Genomic DNA, 17,239 nt, shown 5'->3' with positions numbered 1-17,239 from the left:
AGAGACTACGGCTCCCCTCTGACAGAAGGACGCAGCCGCGGGAGGCGGGCGGTGGGCTGGTCGGCCAGATCGTGGTCGGCCCCCGGAGCGCCCGGGTCGGAGATGCGGTCGTTCGACCGGTCGACGGTGGCCCTGGCTGCGCGCAGCGCGTCGCGGAGCGCACCGGCAGTGGGCAGGCGCTTCTCCGGATCCCGGGCCATCCCGGCACGCAGCACCGCGATCACCGGCTCCGGCACACCCTCGATGCCGGGGACCGGAGCGGAGTGCAGCGCCGCGATCTCGGCGTCGGTCAGGTTGGCCTCGGCCAGCGGCCACCGCGGCGGACGGCCGGACAGCAGGGCGTAGAGCGTCGCGGAGAGCCCGTACACGTCGACGGCGGGCGTCGGGCGCCGCGACCAGAACATCTCCGGCGCCGCGTAGGCGGGCGTGAGCACTTCCAGCGTCGCCGTCGACTCGGTCGTCGGGTCGTACCGCGCGGCCAGACCGAAATCCGCGAGCTCGGGATGGCCGTAGCGGTCGTAGAGCACGTTGGCGGGCTTCACGTCGCGGTGCACCACCCCGTACCGGTGCGCGGCCGCCAGCGCGTCCGCGATCGCGACGCCGATGTCCAGCACCCGGTCGGGCGGCAGCGGACCGTGCTGACGAAGGTAGTCGGCGAGCGAGCCGGCCGGGCAGAGTTCCATGACCAGATAGGCACGCCCGTCGGCAGTGATGCCGGCGTCGTGGATGTCGATCACGTTCGGGTGACCGGAAACCTGCCCTGCCGCGCGCACCTCGGCGCGGAACCGGGCGCGATCGGTTTCGTCGAGCAGTACGCGGTGGTCGATCTTGACGGCGACCTCGCGGCCGATCGACTCCTGCAGCGCACGGTAAACGGTGGAAAAACCGCCGCTACCCAGCACCGACAACATCGTGTAACCCGGCACCGGGAAAGCGATCTCCACCCGGCCTCCCCGTCGTTCGACTGCCGGACCAAAGCCTAAGGCCAGCGACGTCCCGGCCGAGTCGGGCACCGGACAGCACAACCTTTTCGAACTATCCGTCCATCTTTTTCCGATGCCCTAAGGTGCGGAAACCGAAACGATCAAGGCCGCCGTATTCGGAACCCGAATAGGCGTCTTGGGGAGTCGGGAGCGGGTCATTGCCTGTCCCGTCCCACCTGCCCCATAGACTCAAGGCCAATCGGCCGCTGCTGGAGGTGGGGTCATGGACGAGGTACTTGCCCGGTCAGGGCTGTTTCAGGGGGTCGAGCCGGAGTCAGCTGAGGCTCTTGCGGCCCACCTGGAGTACCTCGACATCCCGAAGGGGCACACGATCTTCTCCGAAGGAGAGCTCGGTGACTCGCTTTATATCGTGATGTCCGGGAAAATCAAGGTCGGTCGTCGCGCTGCCGACGGTCGCGAAAACATGATCGCCGTGATGGGTCCGTCGGACCTGTTCGGTGAGCTGTCGTTGTTCGACCCTGGCCCGCGGACGGCGAGCGCGGTCGCGGTCACCGACGCCAAGGTCGCCCGGATGCGGCAGCAGTCGCTCCGGCCGTGGATCACCAACCGGCCCGAGATCGCCGAGCAGCTGCTCCGGGTGCTCGCCCGGCGTCTGCGGCGCACGAACGACGCGCTCGCCGACCTGATCTTCACCGACGTGCCTGGGCGCGTCGCGAAGAACCTGCTGCAGCTGGCGAAGCGGTTCGGGACGCGGGAGGGAAGCGCGCTGCGCCTCACCCACGACCTGACGCAGGAGGAGATCGCGCAGCTCGTCGGCGCGTCCCGTGAGACCGTGAACAAGGCCCTGGCCGACTTCACGTCCCGCGGCTGGCTCCGCCTCGAGGGCAAGAGCGTCGTACTCCTCGACCCCGAACGCCTCAGCCGCCGCGCCCGCTAAGTACTTGCTCTGACCTGGAGCCCGCCCAGGGCGACGCTGCCGATCGGGCGCGACGACGCCGCGTATGTGGTGATACTCAAGTCGTTGCGCCCGCTCGGCAGCGTCGTTCTGGGCGGGCCGTGCACTACGTGACGAAGTAAGGCTGCTTCAACTCGTCGGTGCCTTTGCCGGCCAGGCAGCGGAACTTCGTCGCGCCGTACGCCGAGACGGTCGTGCGCCACCCACCGGTCTCCTGGCCGGTCGCGGTGAGAACCGTCTGCAGCACGGTCGGCGAGCACAGGAACTGCACGTTCGGATCCGCCTGGAGCGACTTCGCATCGGTGGCGCTCGACGAGAGCGTCCCGATCACGTAGGTCTCCCACGTGTGGTTGTTCGTGCAGCCACGGGAACGGATGCTGCCGTCGGACTGATCGCGCCAGCACTCGGGGCTCGTCGGGCACGACGCCTTCACCGAGGCGCCGTTCGCGGCCAGCACGGCCACGTCGCACGCGCTCTCGAACGTGCCGGGGTACGCGGAGGAGGACGGCAGCCCGTCCAGCGGGAAGCCCGGCAGTTCGCCGCTGCGCGTCGGCGACGGAGCCGGTGTCGCATCCGCCGGCTGGGTGTCCGGCGTCGAGACCTCCGGCGCCGGGTCGCGGTACTCCGAGCTCGACTCCGAATCCCCGAGGACCGCGACCACGATCGAGCTGACGACGCCGCAGACCAGCAACGCGGCCGCGAGCGCGATGATCATCACCATCAACCGCTTCGTCTGCGGCGAAAGGCCCTCGCGCGGCGGCGGGGGCGCGTGGAAGCCGGGTGGAGGCCCGTAGGGCGGGCCACCGGCGGATTGCCCGCCGGCCCCGCCCGAGACCTGCTGCACCGGGCTGAACGGGCTGCTCGAGAAGCCGGCGGTGGGGTTCTGCTGCCCACCGGTGTACGGCCCGGACGGCTGGCCACTGTGCGGCGTCGGAATCCGGTTGTAGGTACCCGCGCCGGAAGACGGGGTTCCGTAGCTGGTACCGGCCGGCGGCGCGGAGGACGGCACACCCGAGGACGGCACACCCGAGGACGGCGCCACCGGCGGCACACCGTGCCGCGACCCGGTGTCGGAATCGAGGTCGAGCGACGCCAGCGCGTCACGCAGCTCCGCCGCCGTCGGGTACCGGTCCTCGGCGTACGGCGCCATCGCCTGCCGCAGCACCGCCGACAGGTTCGCCGGAACACCTGGAATGTCCGGAACCGGCTCGTCGAGCATCATCACCATCGTGGCGAGGCTCGGTGTCCCGGTCTCCGGCCACCGTGGCGGACGCCCCTGCAGCAGCGCGTACAGCGACGCACCGAGCGCGTACTGGTCGCCGAGCGGCGTCGGCGGTTCCATCCGGAACACTTCCGGCGGCGCGTACGCCGGCGTCAGCGCCTCGATCGTCACCGACAGCTCACGGTTCGGATCGGGCAGCGCGGCCAGTCCGAAGTCCGCCAGGCCCGGCACGCCGTACCGGTTGATCAGGATGTTCCCGGGCTTCACGTCCCGGTGCAGGATGCCGTTGTCGTGCGCGGCCTGCAGCGCGTCAGCGATCTTCACGCCGACGTCGCGGACCTCGCGCGGCGAGAGCGGCCCGTGCTGCCGCAGGCGCGTCGCGTAGGACCCGCCCGTGCAGAGCTCCATGACCAGGTACGGATGGTTGTCCTCGGTGACACCCGCGTCGTAGATGTTGACGACGTTCGGGTGCCCGGACATCCGGCCGGCCGCCTCGGCCTCGCGGACGAACCGCCGCCGGTCGCGCTCGGACTGCAGCGCGCGGGTATCAATTTTGAGCGCGACTTCGCGTCCGATCGAGTCCTGCCTCGCGCGGTAGACGGTCGAGTAACCACCGCGGGCGAGAACGGTCAGATCGGACAGACCGGCCACCGGGGATGCCGGCTGGGTTCCGGACGCCTCACTTCGCACGTGGACGACCGTACCGAGTTCCCGCGAGTGATGGGTCGTGAGCTGTCTCGCCATAGGTGCTCTTAAGCACTGGAGTCACTAACCCGACGGTCGTTCGAGTGCGGAAGCCAGTGCGACGCGGTCACGGACGGTGTCGCTGGCCGCGCGTTCCGACGCCTGCTCGGTGCCGTAGGCCAGCGCGACCGCCTCGTCGGCGGCGGCGAGCGCCTCGGGTAGCGCGCCGGTCGCCGCCAGCGAGACCGCCAGCACCCGGCGCGAGACGATCCGGCTGCGGATGTCCTCCGCGGGCACCCGTGACGCCCGTCGCGCCCACTCCAGCGACTCCTCGGCCTTGCCCGCCTCGAGCAGCACCCCGGCGTAGTGCGCCAGCGCCTGCCGACGCGGGAACAGCAGCGACGGCCCGCTGGCGTCGTTCACGACCTCGCCGAGCAGCTGCAGCGCCCCGTCCCGGTCGCCGGACAACCGCCGGGCCTGGGCCTGCAGCACGAGGGGACCGACGCGGGTGGACGGGTCGACCTCCAGCGGCGCGATGAGCTCCAGCGTCCGAGCGGCGTCGGCTTCCGCGGCGGCCAGTTCGCCGGCCGCCAGGTGGCAGTAGCCGCGGACGGTCAGCGCGATCCCCGCGGTGAGCGGGTGTCCGACCTGCGCGCCCATCTCCAGCGCCTCGCTCAACAGTTCCACTGCGTCGTCGAGCCGGTCCATCCCGCGCGCGATCACGCCCCGGACGGTCAGCGCGAGGCTGGCACCCCACGGGTCGCGTCCGGTGAGGAACGCGGCGTGCGCGAGGTCGGCCTGCTGCGTGGCGTGGGTCAGATCGCCGAGCTCGGCCGCGGCGAACGCGTCGACGATCCGCAGCGCGGCCACCGCCCAGCCGTCGGCGACCCGTTCGGCGTAGGGAACGAACTTCTCCGCCAGCCGACGCGCTTCGTGCAGGCGTCCCTCCAGCAGGCGGACGAACGCGGTCGTGCCGCGGACCCAGGAACGCCCGGCCGGGTCGTCCAGCTGGGCGAACACCGCCCGCGCCTCCTCGAGCACCCGGTCGGCCCGGCTGAAGTCACCGCGGGTCGTCGCCGACCACGCCAGGTGCTGCAGCGCCCAGGCCGTTCCCGGCCCGTCGTCGCACGCCGACGCGACCCGGTAGGCGGCGGTGAACCGACGCTCGGCGAGCGGCAGACGCCCGCCCAGGTAGTCGAGCATCCCGAGCCGACGCAGTGCCTCGCTCTCGCAGTGCGGCAGGTTCGCCGACCGTGACTTGCGCAGTGCCAGGCTCCACGCCGCGACGGCCGCGCGCGTCTCCCCGCCCGCACGAAGCGCCTCGCCTTTCACGAGCAGCGCGGCCACGGCCACCGGACCTTCTCCCCCGGCCACCGTCGAAGCCAGCGAGCGGGCCTCGTCGGTACGGCCGCTGGCCAGCAGCGCGCGAGCACGGAGGAGCTGGAGATCGTCGGATCCGACCGCGCCCGGCGAGGGCGGCAGCGCGAGCGCCCGGTCCAGCAGACGTAGGGCTCGCGCGGGCTCCCCGACCGCGATCGTGCGCTCCGCCAGCCGGTGCAGGGCCGCGACGCCGATGCCGGCGACGCTGCGCGCCTCGTGCTGCGGCGGCAGTGACATCTGGTCGGCGAGTCGCAGCGCCCGCTCGGCGTGCCGCGCGACGAACTCGTCACGCTCCACGTCGGAGAGCCCACGGATAGAGCCGGAATCGGCCCAGCGCGCGATGCGGGCGTGCCGGGCGGCCAGGTCCGCGTGGCCGATGCCGCTGTAGGCCGCCTCGCGCATCAGCGTCGTCACGAAGCCGTAGCCGCCGCTGGCGGTGCGCCGGAGCATGCGTCGGCTGATCAGGTCGCCCAGCGCCCGGTCGAGGTCGGTCGTGACGGTGACCGGGGCGCGGCGGCTGCCCTGCAGCTCCTCCAGCGCTCCAGCGGGCACCCGGTCGCCGACGACCGCGGCGTCGCGCAGCACCGCCCGCGGGTAGGTCGGCAGGGTGTCGATGCGGGCGGTGAGCACTGCGGCCAGGTCGGACGAGAGGAGCCGCCCGCGGAATCCACCCGGCGCGAGCCGCCACCCGTTCGCGCCCCCGGTCAGCCTGCCCTGCTCGACCAGGAGCGAGACCAACTCCGCCAGGTAGAAGGGGTTGCCCTGAGCGGTCGCGAGCAGCCGCGTCTCGTCGGCCCGGTCCAGCGGGCCGCCCAGGTACGACCGGAGCAGCCGGGAGACCGCGGCACCGGTCAGCGGCGGCAACGGCAGCGGTTCCGCCGCCGGGAGCCGGGTCAGCAGGCCGTGCGTACGCACCAACTCGGGACGCCCGAGCAACAGCACGAGCACCGCGCCGTCCAGCCGGTCGACGAGGCCTCCGAGCGCGTCCAGCGTCTCCGGCGACGCGTTGTGGACGTCGTCCACGACGACGAGCACGGGCTCGGCGGCGGCCAGCCCGGTCAGCAGTGCAGCCAGCACCTCGGGCACCCTGGCCCGCCGTCCGGCCGCTGTCGAGATCCCCGGGACGCCACCCAGCGCGTCCACCTCGGATTCGACGTCGACCAGGTCGAAGAGCACCTCGACGCCGCCCGGACCGAGCCCGGGGTCGGGCAGGTCGGTGGCGACGCGGCGGATGCGTTCGGCGATCCGCTCGTCGGGTTCGTCCGGCTCGACGCCACAGGCCTGCCGCACCAGGTCGGCCAGGGGTGCCAGCCGGCCGGTCTCGCCGAACGCCGGGCAGCGCGTGGAGAGCGCACGGGCGCCGAACGAGTCGCCGACCATGCGCGCGACCTCGGCCGACAGCCGGGTCTTGCCCGCTCCGGCCTCGGCGGTCACGACGACGACCCGCGGCTCGCCCTCCTCGGCGACCTCCGCGAAGCGCCCGAGCAGGCGTCCGCTCTCGACCTCACGTCCGACGAACGGCGCCTCGTCACCGAGGCCGGGCCGGATGCCGGGGGCGTCACGCAGTCCGAGCAGCTCGTAGGCCTCGACCGGGGCACGTTTGCCCTTCAGCCGCAACGGCGGCAGCCGACGCCACGCGGCCCGGTCCCGGGTCGCGCGCTGCGTTCGCGCACCGGCGTAGACGGCGCCCATGCCGGCGGCGTCGGAGAGCCGCGCGGCGGTGTTCACGGTGTCGCCGATGACCGTGTACGAGAGGGCGGCCTGCACCCCGGCGACGACCTCACCGGTATTCACCCCGACCCGCAGGCCCAGCCGGCGTCCACCGCCCAGCTCGTCCTCGATGACGCGCTTGACCGCGCGCTGCATGGCCAGTGCCGAGCGGACGGCGCGCTCCGGATCGTCCTCGTGAGCAACAGGAGCCCCGAAAACCGCCATGATGCCGTCGCCGGTCAGTTTGTCGACGTGACCGCCGAAGGCGGTGACGGCCTGCGCGCAGGCCGCCAGCACGCGGTCGGTCAGCCGCCCGACCCGTTCCGGGTCGAGGTCCTCCGACCACGCCGTGAAGTCCGTGAGGTCACCGAACAGCACGGTGACGACGCGACGTTCGGTCGCGAACCCGGTCGGCTCGACGTCCGGCAAGCGGGTACCGCAGTGATGGCAGTACCGCGCGCCGGGCACCTGGACCGTCCCGCAGACCGGACAGGTCATGGTCGGCCAGTCGCCCGCAGGTAGTCGAGCTGGGCACGCACCGAGAGCTCGGCCGCGGGCCAGACGGAGCGGTCGACGTCGGCGTAGACGGTCTCGACGACCTCCAGGGGTGTGGACGCCCCGGCCGCCACCGCGGCCTCGACCTGAGCCAGCCGCTGGGCGCGGTGCTGCAGGTAGAAGGCGGCCACCGCCTCGGCGTCGGGCAGGACGGGGCCGTGACCGGGCAGCACCGGGATGTTGCCCAGCCCGCGCAGGCGCTCGAGGCTCGTGAGGTAGTCGGCAAGGATGCCGTCCGGCCAGGCGACGATGGTCGTGCCCCGGCCGAGGATGGTGTCGCCGGTGAGCACCGCTTCGTCGTCGATAATGAACGACACCGAGTCCGCGGTGTGCCCTGGCGTACCGAATGTTCGAAGGCTCAGGCCAGCGATTTCCAGCGGCTCGCCGTCCGGAACGAGCGGCTGACCGTGCTTCGGATCCAGCGCGAGCACGTCCGACCCGGTCATCTCGGCGAAGCGCGCGGCCCCCTCGGCGTGGTCAGGATGGCCATGCGTGAGAAGAGTTGCCACCACCGGGCCGTAGCCGGCCACTTTCTCCAGGTGTGGCTCCAGCAACGGCCCCGGGTCGACGACGACGCAACCGGTCGCGCCGGGCGCCCGCAGCACCCACGTGTTGGTGCCGTCCAGCGTCATCGGCGAGGGGTTGTCGGCGCGGACCAGCGTCGCCCAGTTCGGAGCCCACTCGGGCAGCGTCACGCGGACCCCTTTTCGGTAGCGGGCGGGCGGCCGTGGCGGGCGATCCCGGACATCAGGCCCGCGATGAACTCCGGGGTGACGCCCGCGGGCAGCAGCTCACGGGACTCGGGCGGCAACGTGAGCCGTGGACCCTCCGCGTCGCCGTGGTAGACGGGCCGGATCGGCCTGATCGTGCGCTGCTCGGCCGCGGCGAACACGTCCGCCACCGTTTCGTACTCGGTGAGACCCAACAGCGTCGACGCGGTCGGCGGAAGCATTCCGAGCTCGCCGCGCTCGACAGTGGCCAGCGCCTCGGCGGGGGACAGCCAGAGTCCGCGGGTGGCCTCGGCGGACGGCTGCTGCGCCTCCTGTCCGGCCGGGAGGCCGGCGACGAAGAACCTCGTGTCGAAGCGGCGCTTCTCCGCCTCGGGAGTGATCCAGTGCGTCCACGGCCGGACCAGGTCGGTACGGATCACCAGCCCACGGGCGGTGAGCAGCTCGGGCAGCGTGACCCGGTGCTCCTCCAGGGCGGCCCGGTCGCTCTCGAGTTCCTCCGCGGTCGGGAAGGCAGTGCCGTCGGAGTTTGGACCCTCGGCCAGCAGGACGCCGATCTCCTCGAACGTCTCCCGCACCGCGGCGGTGACCAGCGCACGGGACAGGCCGGGGTCCGCCGACAGCGACCACTCCGCGGGGTCGGGGCCGCGCCAGAGGCCGTCAGCGACGTGGTCGCCGGGGTCGACCGAGCCCCCGGGAAAGACCGTCAACCCGGCGAAAGCGGACAGCTGTGTCGATCGGACCATCAGATAGGCCTCGAGGCCACCGGGGGCGTCCCGGAGAAGGACGGTGGTGGCAGCGTCGCGCACTCCGGAAACCATGAACGCATCGTAGGTTGTTCAGGTCTGTCGTCGACCTGCTGTCGGCGATCCGGGGTGCCCTCTTGGAGTACGGTGCCAGCTGTGACGGGGCGCCACCGCGGAGATTACAGAGAGTCTGACACCACCCCAATCTCCGAGCTGCCCGCCCAAAATCGGACACTGCCCGACGAACTGAGCGTCGAGCAACTCGCCGAACAGTGCGGTGTCACGATCCGGTTGGTGCGAGCCCACCAGTCGCGACGGTTGCTGCACCCGCCCCGCCGAGTCGGTCGGCGCAGCGTCTACGACCACTCGCACATCGATCGGCTGGCGCTGATCCAGCGGTTACAGAAGGCCGGTTTCTCGCTGGCCGCGATCCGCGCCCTGCTGCAGACGGGGCACAACGCACCGGAGCTCGCGCTCGCCTGGCACGCCGAGGGCCTCGCGATGCGCTTCCCTACGTTGACCGACAACGCCGATCCCGACCTGCAGGTGGAGCCCGAGGGCGTCGCCGACCTGCACGCGCAGCCGGGCGCCTGGGAGGCGCTGGAATCGTACGGGCTGGTCACCCGCGATTCCGACGGGCACTGGCACGGCACCCACCCGGTGCTGGTGGCGGTGGGCCGGCGGGCACGCGAGATGGGCATGCCCTCCACCGAGATCACCCGCCTGCAGCTGCAGGTCGCCCGGGCGGCGTTCGACCTTTCGCGGGAGATCCTGGACTCGTTCAACCGGATCTTTGCCCAGCGGCCGTCCGAGAACGGGCAGATCGAGAACTACGCCGGTATGTCGTCGGTGGCGACGGCGCTGGTCACCGCCACGTTCGAGGTGCAGCTCAGCCGCGTCGTCCGGGGCGTCGTCGGTATCCCGTCCGACGCCCCGTGACTCAGCGGACTTCGACGATCAACTCCACCTCGACCGGCGCGTTCAACGGCAGCACCGCGACGCCGACCGCACTGCGCGCGTGCTTGCCCGCGTCGCCGAAGACCGCGCCGAACAGCTCGCTGGCGCCGTTGACGACCCCCGGCTGGCCGGTGAAGCCCGGCGCGGACGCGACGTACCCCACCGCTTTCACGATGCGCACGACGTCGTCCAGATCGACGACGGAGCCCACCGCGGCGAGCGCGTTCAACCCGGCGATACGGGCCAGCTCGTAGCCGGTCTCCGCGGAGACCTCGGCGCCGAGCAACCCGGTGACGTCCAGCTTGCCCTCGACGATCGGCAGCTGACCGGACGTGTAGACGTACGAACCGGTACGCACGGCCGGGACGTAGGCGGCCACCGGAGCCGGCACCGCCGGCAGTGCCAGGCCGAGCTCGGCGAGCTTTTCCGCGATCTTGCTCACTTCGGGCGCTTCAGATATGCGACCAGCTGCTCGGGGTTCGGACCGGGGATGACACTGACCAGCTCCCAGCCGTCTTCACCCCAGTTGTCCAGGATCTGCTTCGTGGCGTGCACGAGCAGCGGGACCGTTACGTACTCCCACTTCGTCATGGCCGCACCCTACTGGGGGCGCTGTCCTGACCGGCGTCGACGGGCAACTTGGTCGGATCCGTGGTTACGCTCGTAAGGTGCCCGAGGACTCGATCGCGTTCCCCCAGGCGCGGCTGCACATAGTCACCGGAAAGGGCGGCACCGGGAAGACGACGGTGGCCGCGGCGCTCGCCTTGGCGCTCGCCACCGGTGGGCGTCGGACTTTGCTCGTCGAGGTGGAGGGCCGGCAGGGCATCGCACCGATGTTCGGGCTGGACCCGCTCCCCTACTCCGAACGGCCGGTCGCGGTCGCTCCGGAGGGCGGCGAGGTGCGCGCGCTGGCCGTCGACGCCGAAGAAGCTCTCCTGGACTACCTGGAGATGTTCTACAAGCTCGGCCGCGCCGGCCGGGTGCTCAAGAAGCTCGGAGCGATCGACTTCGCGACGACGATCGCACCGGGCATGCGTGACGTCCTGCTGACCGGGAAGGTCAAGGAAGCCGTCACCCGCGCCGACCGCGGTCGGCGCGTCTACGACGCCGTGGTGATGGACGCTCCGCCGACCGGACGGGTGGGCCGCTTCCTCAACGTCAACGCCGAGGTCGCCGGGCTGGCGAAGGTCGGGCCGATCAAGACCCAGTCCGACGGTGTGATGGCGGTCCTCCGCTCGCCGATGACCGCCGTGCACGTGGTGACGCTGCTCGAGGAGATGCCGGTGCAGGAGACCGCCGACGCGGTCACCGAGCTCGGCGGCATCGGGCTGCCGATCGGAGCGGTGCTCGTGAACGCGGTGCGGGGCACCTCGCTGGTCGACGCGAAGGTCACCCAGGCGGAGCTCAAGCGCGGCCTGGCGACGGCCGGTCTGCCCACCGACCGCGCCACCGTGAAGGGGCTCGCCGACGAGGTCTCCGACCACGTGCGCCGGGTGAGCCTGGAACAGCGTCTGCGGGGCGAACTGACCGAACTGGGTCGTCCGGTGGTGGATCTGCCGTTCGTACCCGAGGGAATGGACACGGACGGGCTGTACGAGCTGGCGGACGTACTGCGGAAAGCGGGGGTGCGCGCACCGTGACCGTTTTTGACGTCGAGACACTGCTGACCGATCCTGCGACCCGCATCATCGTCTGCTGCGGCTCGGGCGGTGTGGGAAAGACCACTACCGCTGCCGCGCTGGGGCTCCGGGCCGCGGAGTCCGGCCGGCGCACGGTCGTGCTGACGATCGACCCGGCGCGACGCCTGGCGCAGTCGATGGGGCTCTCGGAGCTCGACAACGTGCCGCGGCGCGTGAAGAGCGCCGGGGACAACGGCGGCGAACTCCACGCCATGATGCTCGACATGAAACGGACGTTCGACGAGGTCGTGCTCGCGCACACCGACCCCGATCGGGCCGAGGAGATCTTCGCGAACCCGTTCTACCAGGCGATGTCGTCGTCGTTCTCCGGCACGCAGGAGTACATGGCGATGGAGAAGCTGAGCCAGCTCCGCGCCGCCGACGAGTGGGACCTCATCATCGTCGACACGCCGCCGAGCCGCTCGGCGCTGGACTTCCTCGACGCTCCCCAGAACCTGGCCCGGTTCCTGGACGGGCGCCTGCTCAAGCTCCTGCTGGCACCGGCCAAGACCGGTGGCCGCGGCGTGCTGAAGGTGATGTCCGGGACGTTCTCACTGTTCAGCCGCGTCATCACGAAGGTTCTCGGCACTCAGCTACTGGACGACGTCTCGACGTTCGTGTCCGCGCTGGACTCGATGTTCGGCGGCTTCCGGGAGCGCGCGCAGCGCACCTACGACCTGCTGAAGACGCCAGGCACCGCGTTCGTCGTCGTTGCCGCCCCGGAGCCGGACGCCGTCCGCGAAGCGTCGTACTTCGCCGACCGGCTCACCGGTGAAGGGATGCCGCTGGCCGGTCTCGTGCTCAACCGTGTGCACGCGACCGAGGTACCGCACCTCTCGGCGACCGAGGCACTGGCCGCCGCGGAGAAACTCGGCTCCTCGGTCACCGCCGAAGTACTGCGGATGCACGCCGGGCTGTCTCGTCTCGTGGAGCGGGAGCGGCGGATCGCGGCGGGTTTCACCACCGCGCACCCGGACGTCCCGATCGTCGAGGTTCCCGCCGAGGCCGAGGACGTCCACGACCTCGACGGCCTGCGCCGGGTGGGCGCTGCGCTAACCCGTGGGCTGTAGCTCGTGCGCCTTGCGCGCGGCCTCCAACAACTTCCACCAGGAAGTCACGTCAGGGCGACGACGTAAGAGTGCACGCCGCTCGCGCTCGGTCATTCCGCCCCAAACGCCGAACTCGACGCGGTTGTCCAACGCGTCGGCCAGGCACTCAGTGCGAACCGGACAGCCCATGCAGACCGTCTTGGCGCGGTTTTGAGCCGCACCTTGGACGAAGAGCGAGTCCGGATCGCTGGTGCGACAGGCCGCACGTCCAGCCCAGTCAGCGATCATCGTCATCTCCGGCCCCCTTCAGCGTCACGCCGTCCCGGCAAGGCTCGTCAGGCACGCGAATTTCGGTATGGGCGACGCCGCGTCGGTCCGGCATGCCTGCCCCAGGACCGTAAGAAAGCGACAGTGGCCGTTGGCAGCGGCCATACGGGTGATCTTTGGTCAGCACCTATAGACAGTGGCCATCCACCGAAAGGTGGATATTGTCCAGCTCAGGCGTGGTGCTTCCCGTCACACCAACTCACGAGTAACCACGCCGCCGAGGATTCTGGTGATCGCTGCGTACTCTGGGCGCCGTGAAGTCGCCTCAGGACCGCACGGTCGCCAACGTCGTCTCACTGGTGCTCTGCGGAATCCTCGCCGGCGTAGTGATCGCCGCCGCGGCCTTTCCCGCGGTCGGTGTGTCCGGTTTAACCGCTAAGTCGGCCTCTGATTCTTTCAGCGACCTTCCGGCTGAACTCAAGATCCCACCGGTTCCGCAAATCTCGACGCTGCTCGCCAGCGACGGCAAGACGGAGATCGCGCGGTTCTTCGACGAGAACCGGCGCAACGTCAAGCTGGCCGACATGGCGCCGGTCATCCGGCAGGCGGTCGTGGCGGCCGAGGACAACCGCTTCTACGAGCACCAAGGCGTGGACGCCCGAGGCATCGTCCGCGCGTTCGTGAAAAACCAGAGCAACGGTGAGACCACCCAGGGCGCTTCGACGCTGACCCAGCAGTACGTGCGCTGGATCCTGAAGTACGGCGCGAAGAACGACCTCGAGAAGAAGCTGGCCACCGAGGACACGGCAGGTCGCAAGCTGCGCGAGATCCGCTACGCGATCGCGCTGGAGAAGGAACTCTCCAAGGACCAGATCCTGGAGAACTACCTGAACATCAACTTCTTCGGTAACCAGGGCTACGGCATCTACGCCGCCTCCCAGGCGTACTTCAGCAAGCCACCGTCGCAGCTGACGCTGCCCGAGGCCGCGATGATCGCCGGAATGGCGCAGAACCCGACCCAGTACAACCCGGTCGCCAAGGAAAACGGCACCAAGCCGGCGCTCGACCGCCGTGAGTACGTCCTCAACCAGATGGTGAAGATGAAGTACATCACCCAGGCCGAGGCGGATGCGGCGAAGAAGGCCCCGCTGGGTCTCAAGCCGAAGGCATCGTCGGGGCGGTGCGAGAACGGCAACACCAACTTCGGCTTCTTCTGCGGCTGGTTCCTCGACTGGTGGAAGTCGAACCCGGCGTTCGGCAAGACCCGCACCGAGCGCGAGGAAAACCTCAACAAGGGCGGCTACCGGATCATCTCCTCGCTCGACGTCCGCATGCAGAACGGGGCGCAGAAGGAGATCGACCAGCGGCTGGACGCCGGTAGCCGGTTCGCGACCGGCATCGTCATGGTCGAGCCCGGCACCGGCCGGGTGAAGGCGATGGCGATCAACCGCAAGTTCGGCATCAAGAAGAACCCGGGCGGCAAGACCTACCCGTACACGACGAACCCGCTGCTGTCCGGTTCGCAGGTCTCCCCCGGGTACCAGGCGGGATCGACGTTCAAGATGTTCACAGCGGTCGCCGCGCTGGAGAAGAACATCCCGCTGAGCCACTCGATCTTCGCCCAGGACCGGTACGTCTCGCAGTACACCGGAGCCTGCAAGACCGGCGGCAACAAGTACTGCCCGAAGAACGCGTCGAAATCGATGCAGGGCCTCCAGACGATGTCGAGTGCGTTCGGCGAATCGGCCAACACCTACTTCATCCCGTTGGAGGAACAGGTGTCGGTCAAGGCGGCGGTCGACGCCGCCGAGAAGGCCGGCGTCGAATTCCGGGCCACTGTCGACATCGACAACAAGAAGGCGGCGCAGACCGACCCGACGGCCTGGGGCTCGTTCACCCTCGGCACCGCCCAGGTGTCGCCGCTGGACATGGCCACCGCCTACGCGACGATCGCCGCGCGAGGCAAGTACTGCGCCCCACTGCCGCTCAAGTCGATCACCGACCAGGATGGCAAGCAGCTGACCGAGCTGGCCAACCCGACCTGCAAGCAGACGATTCCGCAGCAGGTGGCCGACGCGGCCGCCGACATGGCCCGGTGCCCGGTCGGCGACAACTCGATGGTCGGCCTCAACTGCACGCACGCGGGCGGCGGCCGCACCGCGGCGAGCGTCAGCCGGACGATCGACCGGCCGGTGGCCGGCAAGACCGGTACCACCGACGACAACAACGCGGCCTGGTTCGTCGGCTTCACGCCGAACCTCGCGGCAGCGGGCTTCCTCGCGAACCCCGACAAGTACAGCGACGAAGTGCCGAGCACCCAGATCCCGATCGACGCCACGCGCCAGGCGCTCAACACCGCGCTGCAGAAGCTGCCGGTGAAGAACTTCGTCGCGCCGACGAACAAGCTGGCGTTCGGCGTCCGGGTGACAGTGCCGTTCACCACCGGTGACTCGGTCGACGCCGCGACGAGCAAGCTCAAGTCGGCGGGCTTCGAGGTGCGGCTCTCCCCCACTCGGGAGAACTCCGACCAGGGCGAGGGCCGCGTGGCCCGCACGGACCCGGGCGGCGGCTCGAGCAGCACGAAGGGCAGCGTCGTCACGGTCGTGGTGAGCAACGGGCAGGCACCGGAGCCCGAGAAGCCGGAGGACGGCGACGACCCCGGCGACGGGATTCGCGAGCAGATCTGCGCGGCCAACCCTGATCTGCCGATGTGCCAGGACAACTAAGAGGGAACGGGGCCCCGGCCGGGGCCCCGTTCGCGTTGGTCAGACAGAAAGCTGGCGCTTCACCTCGGCGGCCACCCGGCCGCCTTGCGCGCGGCCCGCTACGGCGGTCTGAACCGCCTTCATGGCCTTGCCCATCTGCTTGACGTCGCTGACGCCGGCCTCGGCGAGCGCCCCGGCGACGACAGCGGCGAGCTCCTCGTCGCTCAGCTGCGCCGGCAGGTAGCGGTTGAGTACCTCGCCCTCGGCCCGCTCGCGGTCCGCACGATCGCCCCGTCCGCCCGACGCAAAGGCCTCAGCGGCCTCCACACGCTTCTTGGCTTCCCGGGTAAGCACCCGGAGCACTTCGTCCTCAGAGAGCTCACGAGCGGCCTTCCCGGCCACCTCCTCGTTGCGGATCGCGGTGAGCGCCATCCGGATGGTCGAAGTGACGATTTCGTCCTTCGCCTTCATCGCGGTCGTGAGATCGGTCGTGAGGCGGTTCTTCAGGCCGCCCGCAGGAGTGCTCATGGCGACGACGCTACTCCCGGTGCAGGGTCGCGCCGGAGAGATTTCCGGACGGTACGCTGCGGATCATGAGGTGGGGTACCCGTCTGTCCCTGGGTGTCGTCGGCGCGGGTGCGGCGACGCTGCTGTACGCGTCGACCTACGAGCGCTTGAACTGGACGCTGCGCCGGTTCGACGTGCCGGTGCTCGCCCAGGACGCCGAGCCGTTCCGCATCCTGCACATCTCCGACCTGCACATGCTCACGGGTCAGCACAGCAAGCAGACGTGGGTCCGCAGCCTCGACGCGCTCGACCCCGACTTCGTCGCGCTCACCGGCGACAACCTGTCCTCGGCCGACGCCGTGCCGGCCGTCCTGGACGCCCTCGGGCCGCTGCTGCGGCGTCCCGGGGCGTTCGTGTTCGGCTCGAACGACTACTACGGCCCGGTTCCGAAGAACCCGTTCAAGTACTTCGTGCGCAACCACAAGCGCGTGCACGGGCCGTCCCTGCCGTGGACGGACCTGCGCGACGCGCTGAACGAGGCCGGCTGGGCCGACCTCACCAACGCAAAGGCCACCGTCGTGGCCGGCGGCCGGCTGATCGAGCTCGGCGGCGTCGACGACCCACACCTGAAGCTCGACGACTACCCGGCGATCGCCGGTTCGCTGGATCCCGGCGCCGACCTGCACCTCGGAATGGTGCACGCGCCCGAGCCCCGGGTGCTCGACCAGTTCGCCGGTGACGGCTACGACCTGGTGCTCTCCGGGCACACCCACGGCGGCCAGCTGCGCGTCCCGGGCTACGGGGCGCTGGTCACCAACTGCGGCATCGAACGTGATCTCGCTCGCGGCGCCCACCGCTGGAACGGCGACACCTGGATCCACGTTTCCGCTGGTATGGGCACGTCCCCGTACGCGCCGATCCGGTTCGCGTGCCCGCCGGAGGTGAGCCTGCTCACCCTGGTTCCGCGCCCCGAGCACGGCGCACGCGATACCCGTGCGCGGGAGGCCGCAGGAGTCAGCTAGTATTTGCTCCGTGCCGCCGGGGTGTGGCGCAGCTTGGTAGCGCGCTTCGTTCGGGACGAAGAGGCCGTGGGTTCGAATCCCGCCACCCCGACCAGCCACAACGGCAAGCCGGATCTCTTTCCAGAGGTC

The 17,239-nt window shown here is 70.4% G+C and carries 15 protein-coding genes and 1 tRNA gene; 7 read left to right on the top strand and 9 right to left on the bottom strand.

Going from position 1 to position 17,239, the window contains the following annotated elements; genetic code table 11:
* Positions 1–5 precede the first annotated feature (5 nt).
* The gene (locus tag ACGFY5_RS00865) at positions 6–944 is read right to left on the bottom strand and encodes a serine/threonine-protein kinase (protein ID WP_392715887.1); all 939 of its coding nucleotides are present in this window, start codon (positions 942–944) and stop codon (positions 6–8) included.
* A 262-nt stretch (positions 945–1,206) separates the two neighbouring features.
* Here ACGFY5_RS00865 and ACGFY5_RS00860 point away from each other — a divergent pair, with 262 nt between their 5' ends.
* Positions 1,207–1,881, top strand: coding sequence for a Crp/Fnr family transcriptional regulator (locus ACGFY5_RS00860; RefSeq protein ID WP_035847775.1), 675 nt, complete (start codon positions 1,207–1,209; stop codon positions 1,879–1,881).
* A gap of 124 nt (positions 1,882–2,005) precedes the next feature.
* Here ACGFY5_RS00860 and ACGFY5_RS00855 read toward each other — a convergent pair whose 3' ends face one another.
* From ACGFY5_RS00855 to ACGFY5_RS00840, 4 genes are read right to left on the bottom strand one after another with little or no spacing between them, the layout of a single operon-like run.
* A complete protein-coding gene (locus ACGFY5_RS00855) occupies positions 2,006–3,865 on the bottom strand; it encodes a protein kinase (RefSeq protein ID WP_392715885.1) in 1,860 nt (619 codons plus the stop codon).
* 24 nt (positions 3,866–3,889) lie between these two features.
* Positions 3,890–7,393, bottom strand: a complete 3,504-nt coding sequence (locus ACGFY5_RS00850; protein WP_392715883.1) for an AAA family ATPase — start codon at positions 7,391–7,393, stop codon at positions 3,890–3,892.
* Complete coding sequence (locus tag ACGFY5_RS00845) at positions 7,390–8,145, bottom strand: MBL fold metallo-hydrolase (protein ID WP_392715881.1); 756 nt, start codon at positions 8,143–8,145, stop codon at positions 7,390–7,392. The genes ACGFY5_RS00850 and ACGFY5_RS00845 overlap by 4 nt, the downstream gene beginning before the upstream one ends.
* Positions 8,142–8,999: an NUDIX hydrolase gene (locus ACGFY5_RS00840; protein ID WP_392715879.1), complete on the bottom strand. Its 858-nt coding sequence runs from the start codon at positions 8,997–8,999 to the stop codon at positions 8,142–8,144. Before ACGFY5_RS00840 ends, ACGFY5_RS00845 begins: the two co-directional genes overlap by 4 nt.
* A gap of 54 nt (positions 9,000–9,053) precedes the next feature.
* On the opposite strand from ACGFY5_RS00840, the gene ACGFY5_RS00835 reads away from it, so the two are divergent.
* On the top strand, positions 9,054–9,863 hold the full coding sequence (locus tag ACGFY5_RS00835; RefSeq protein WP_392715877.1) for a MerR family transcriptional regulator: 810 nt from the start codon (positions 9,054–9,056) through the stop codon (positions 9,861–9,863).
* Position 9,864: 1 nt separating this feature from the next.
* On the opposite strand, the gene ACGFY5_RS00830 is transcribed toward ACGFY5_RS00835, so the two are convergent.
* Together ACGFY5_RS00830 and ACGFY5_RS00825 are read right to left on the bottom strand one after the other, a co-directional pair.
* Positions 9,865–10,323 (bottom strand): RidA family protein, encoded by a 459-nt coding sequence (locus ACGFY5_RS00830; protein ID WP_392715875.1) that lies wholly within the window; start codon positions 10,321–10,323, stop codon positions 9,865–9,867.
* Positions 10,320–10,472 (bottom strand): hypothetical protein, encoded by a 153-nt coding sequence (locus tag ACGFY5_RS00825; protein WP_392715873.1) that lies wholly within the window; start codon positions 10,470–10,472, stop codon positions 10,320–10,322. Before ACGFY5_RS00825 ends, ACGFY5_RS00830 begins: the two co-directional genes overlap by 4 nt.
* 77 nt (positions 10,473–10,549) lie before the next feature.
* Here ACGFY5_RS00825 and ACGFY5_RS00820 point away from each other — a divergent pair, with 77 nt between their 5' ends.
* Together ACGFY5_RS00820 and ACGFY5_RS00815 are read left to right on the top strand one after the other, a co-directional pair.
* On the top strand, positions 10,550–11,521 hold the full coding sequence (locus tag ACGFY5_RS00820; protein WP_392715871.1) for an ArsA-related P-loop ATPase: 972 nt from the start codon (positions 10,550–10,552) through the stop codon (positions 11,519–11,521).
* Entirely contained in the window at positions 11,518–12,630 is a 1,113-nt protein-coding gene (locus tag ACGFY5_RS00815) for an ArsA family ATPase (protein WP_392715869.1), read from the top strand. The genes ACGFY5_RS00820 and ACGFY5_RS00815 overlap by 4 nt, the downstream gene beginning before the upstream one ends.
* Here the strand turns inward: ACGFY5_RS00815 and ACGFY5_RS00810 are convergent.
* Positions 12,613–12,903 (bottom strand): WhiB family transcriptional regulator, encoded by a 291-nt coding sequence (locus tag ACGFY5_RS00810; RefSeq protein WP_392715867.1) that lies wholly within the window; start codon positions 12,901–12,903, stop codon positions 12,613–12,615. The two genes, ACGFY5_RS00815 and ACGFY5_RS00810, sit on opposite strands and share 18 nt — an antisense overlap.
* Before the next feature lie 287 nt (positions 12,904–13,190).
* Between ACGFY5_RS00810 and ACGFY5_RS00805 the strand changes: the two genes are divergently transcribed.
* A complete protein-coding gene (locus tag ACGFY5_RS00805; RefSeq protein WP_392715865.1) occupies positions 13,191–15,602 on the top strand; it encodes a penicillin-binding protein in 2,412 nt (803 codons plus the stop codon).
* A 39-nt stretch (positions 15,603–15,641) separates the two neighbouring features.
* On the opposite strand, the gene ACGFY5_RS00800 is transcribed toward ACGFY5_RS00805, so the two are convergent.
* A complete protein-coding gene (locus ACGFY5_RS00800) occupies positions 15,642–16,109 on the bottom strand; it encodes a GatB/YqeY domain-containing protein (protein ID WP_392715864.1) in 468 nt (155 codons plus the stop codon).
* Between the two features lie 65 nt (positions 16,110–16,174).
* On the opposite strand from ACGFY5_RS00800, the gene ACGFY5_RS00795 reads away from it, so the two are divergent.
* Both ACGFY5_RS00795 and ACGFY5_RS00790 read left to right on the top strand, forming a co-directional pair.
* Positions 16,175–17,110, top strand: a complete 936-nt coding sequence (locus tag ACGFY5_RS00795) for a metallophosphoesterase (protein WP_392715862.1) — start codon at positions 16,175–16,177, stop codon at positions 17,108–17,110.
* 17 nt (positions 17,111–17,127) lie between these two features.
* Positions 17,128–17,204 (top strand) — tRNA-Pro (locus ACGFY5_RS00790).
* The last annotated feature ends 35 nt before the right edge of the window (positions 17,205–17,239 follow it).

Origin of the sequence: Cryptosporangium sp. NPDC048952 (genome assembly GCF_043197895.1) — a bacterium.
Lineage (GTDB): Bacteria > Actinomycetota > Actinomycetes > Mycobacteriales > Cryptosporangiaceae > Cryptosporangium.
The sequence above is the reverse complement of the archived record's forward strand: the minus strand, read 5'-3'. Positions and strand labels throughout refer to the sequence as shown.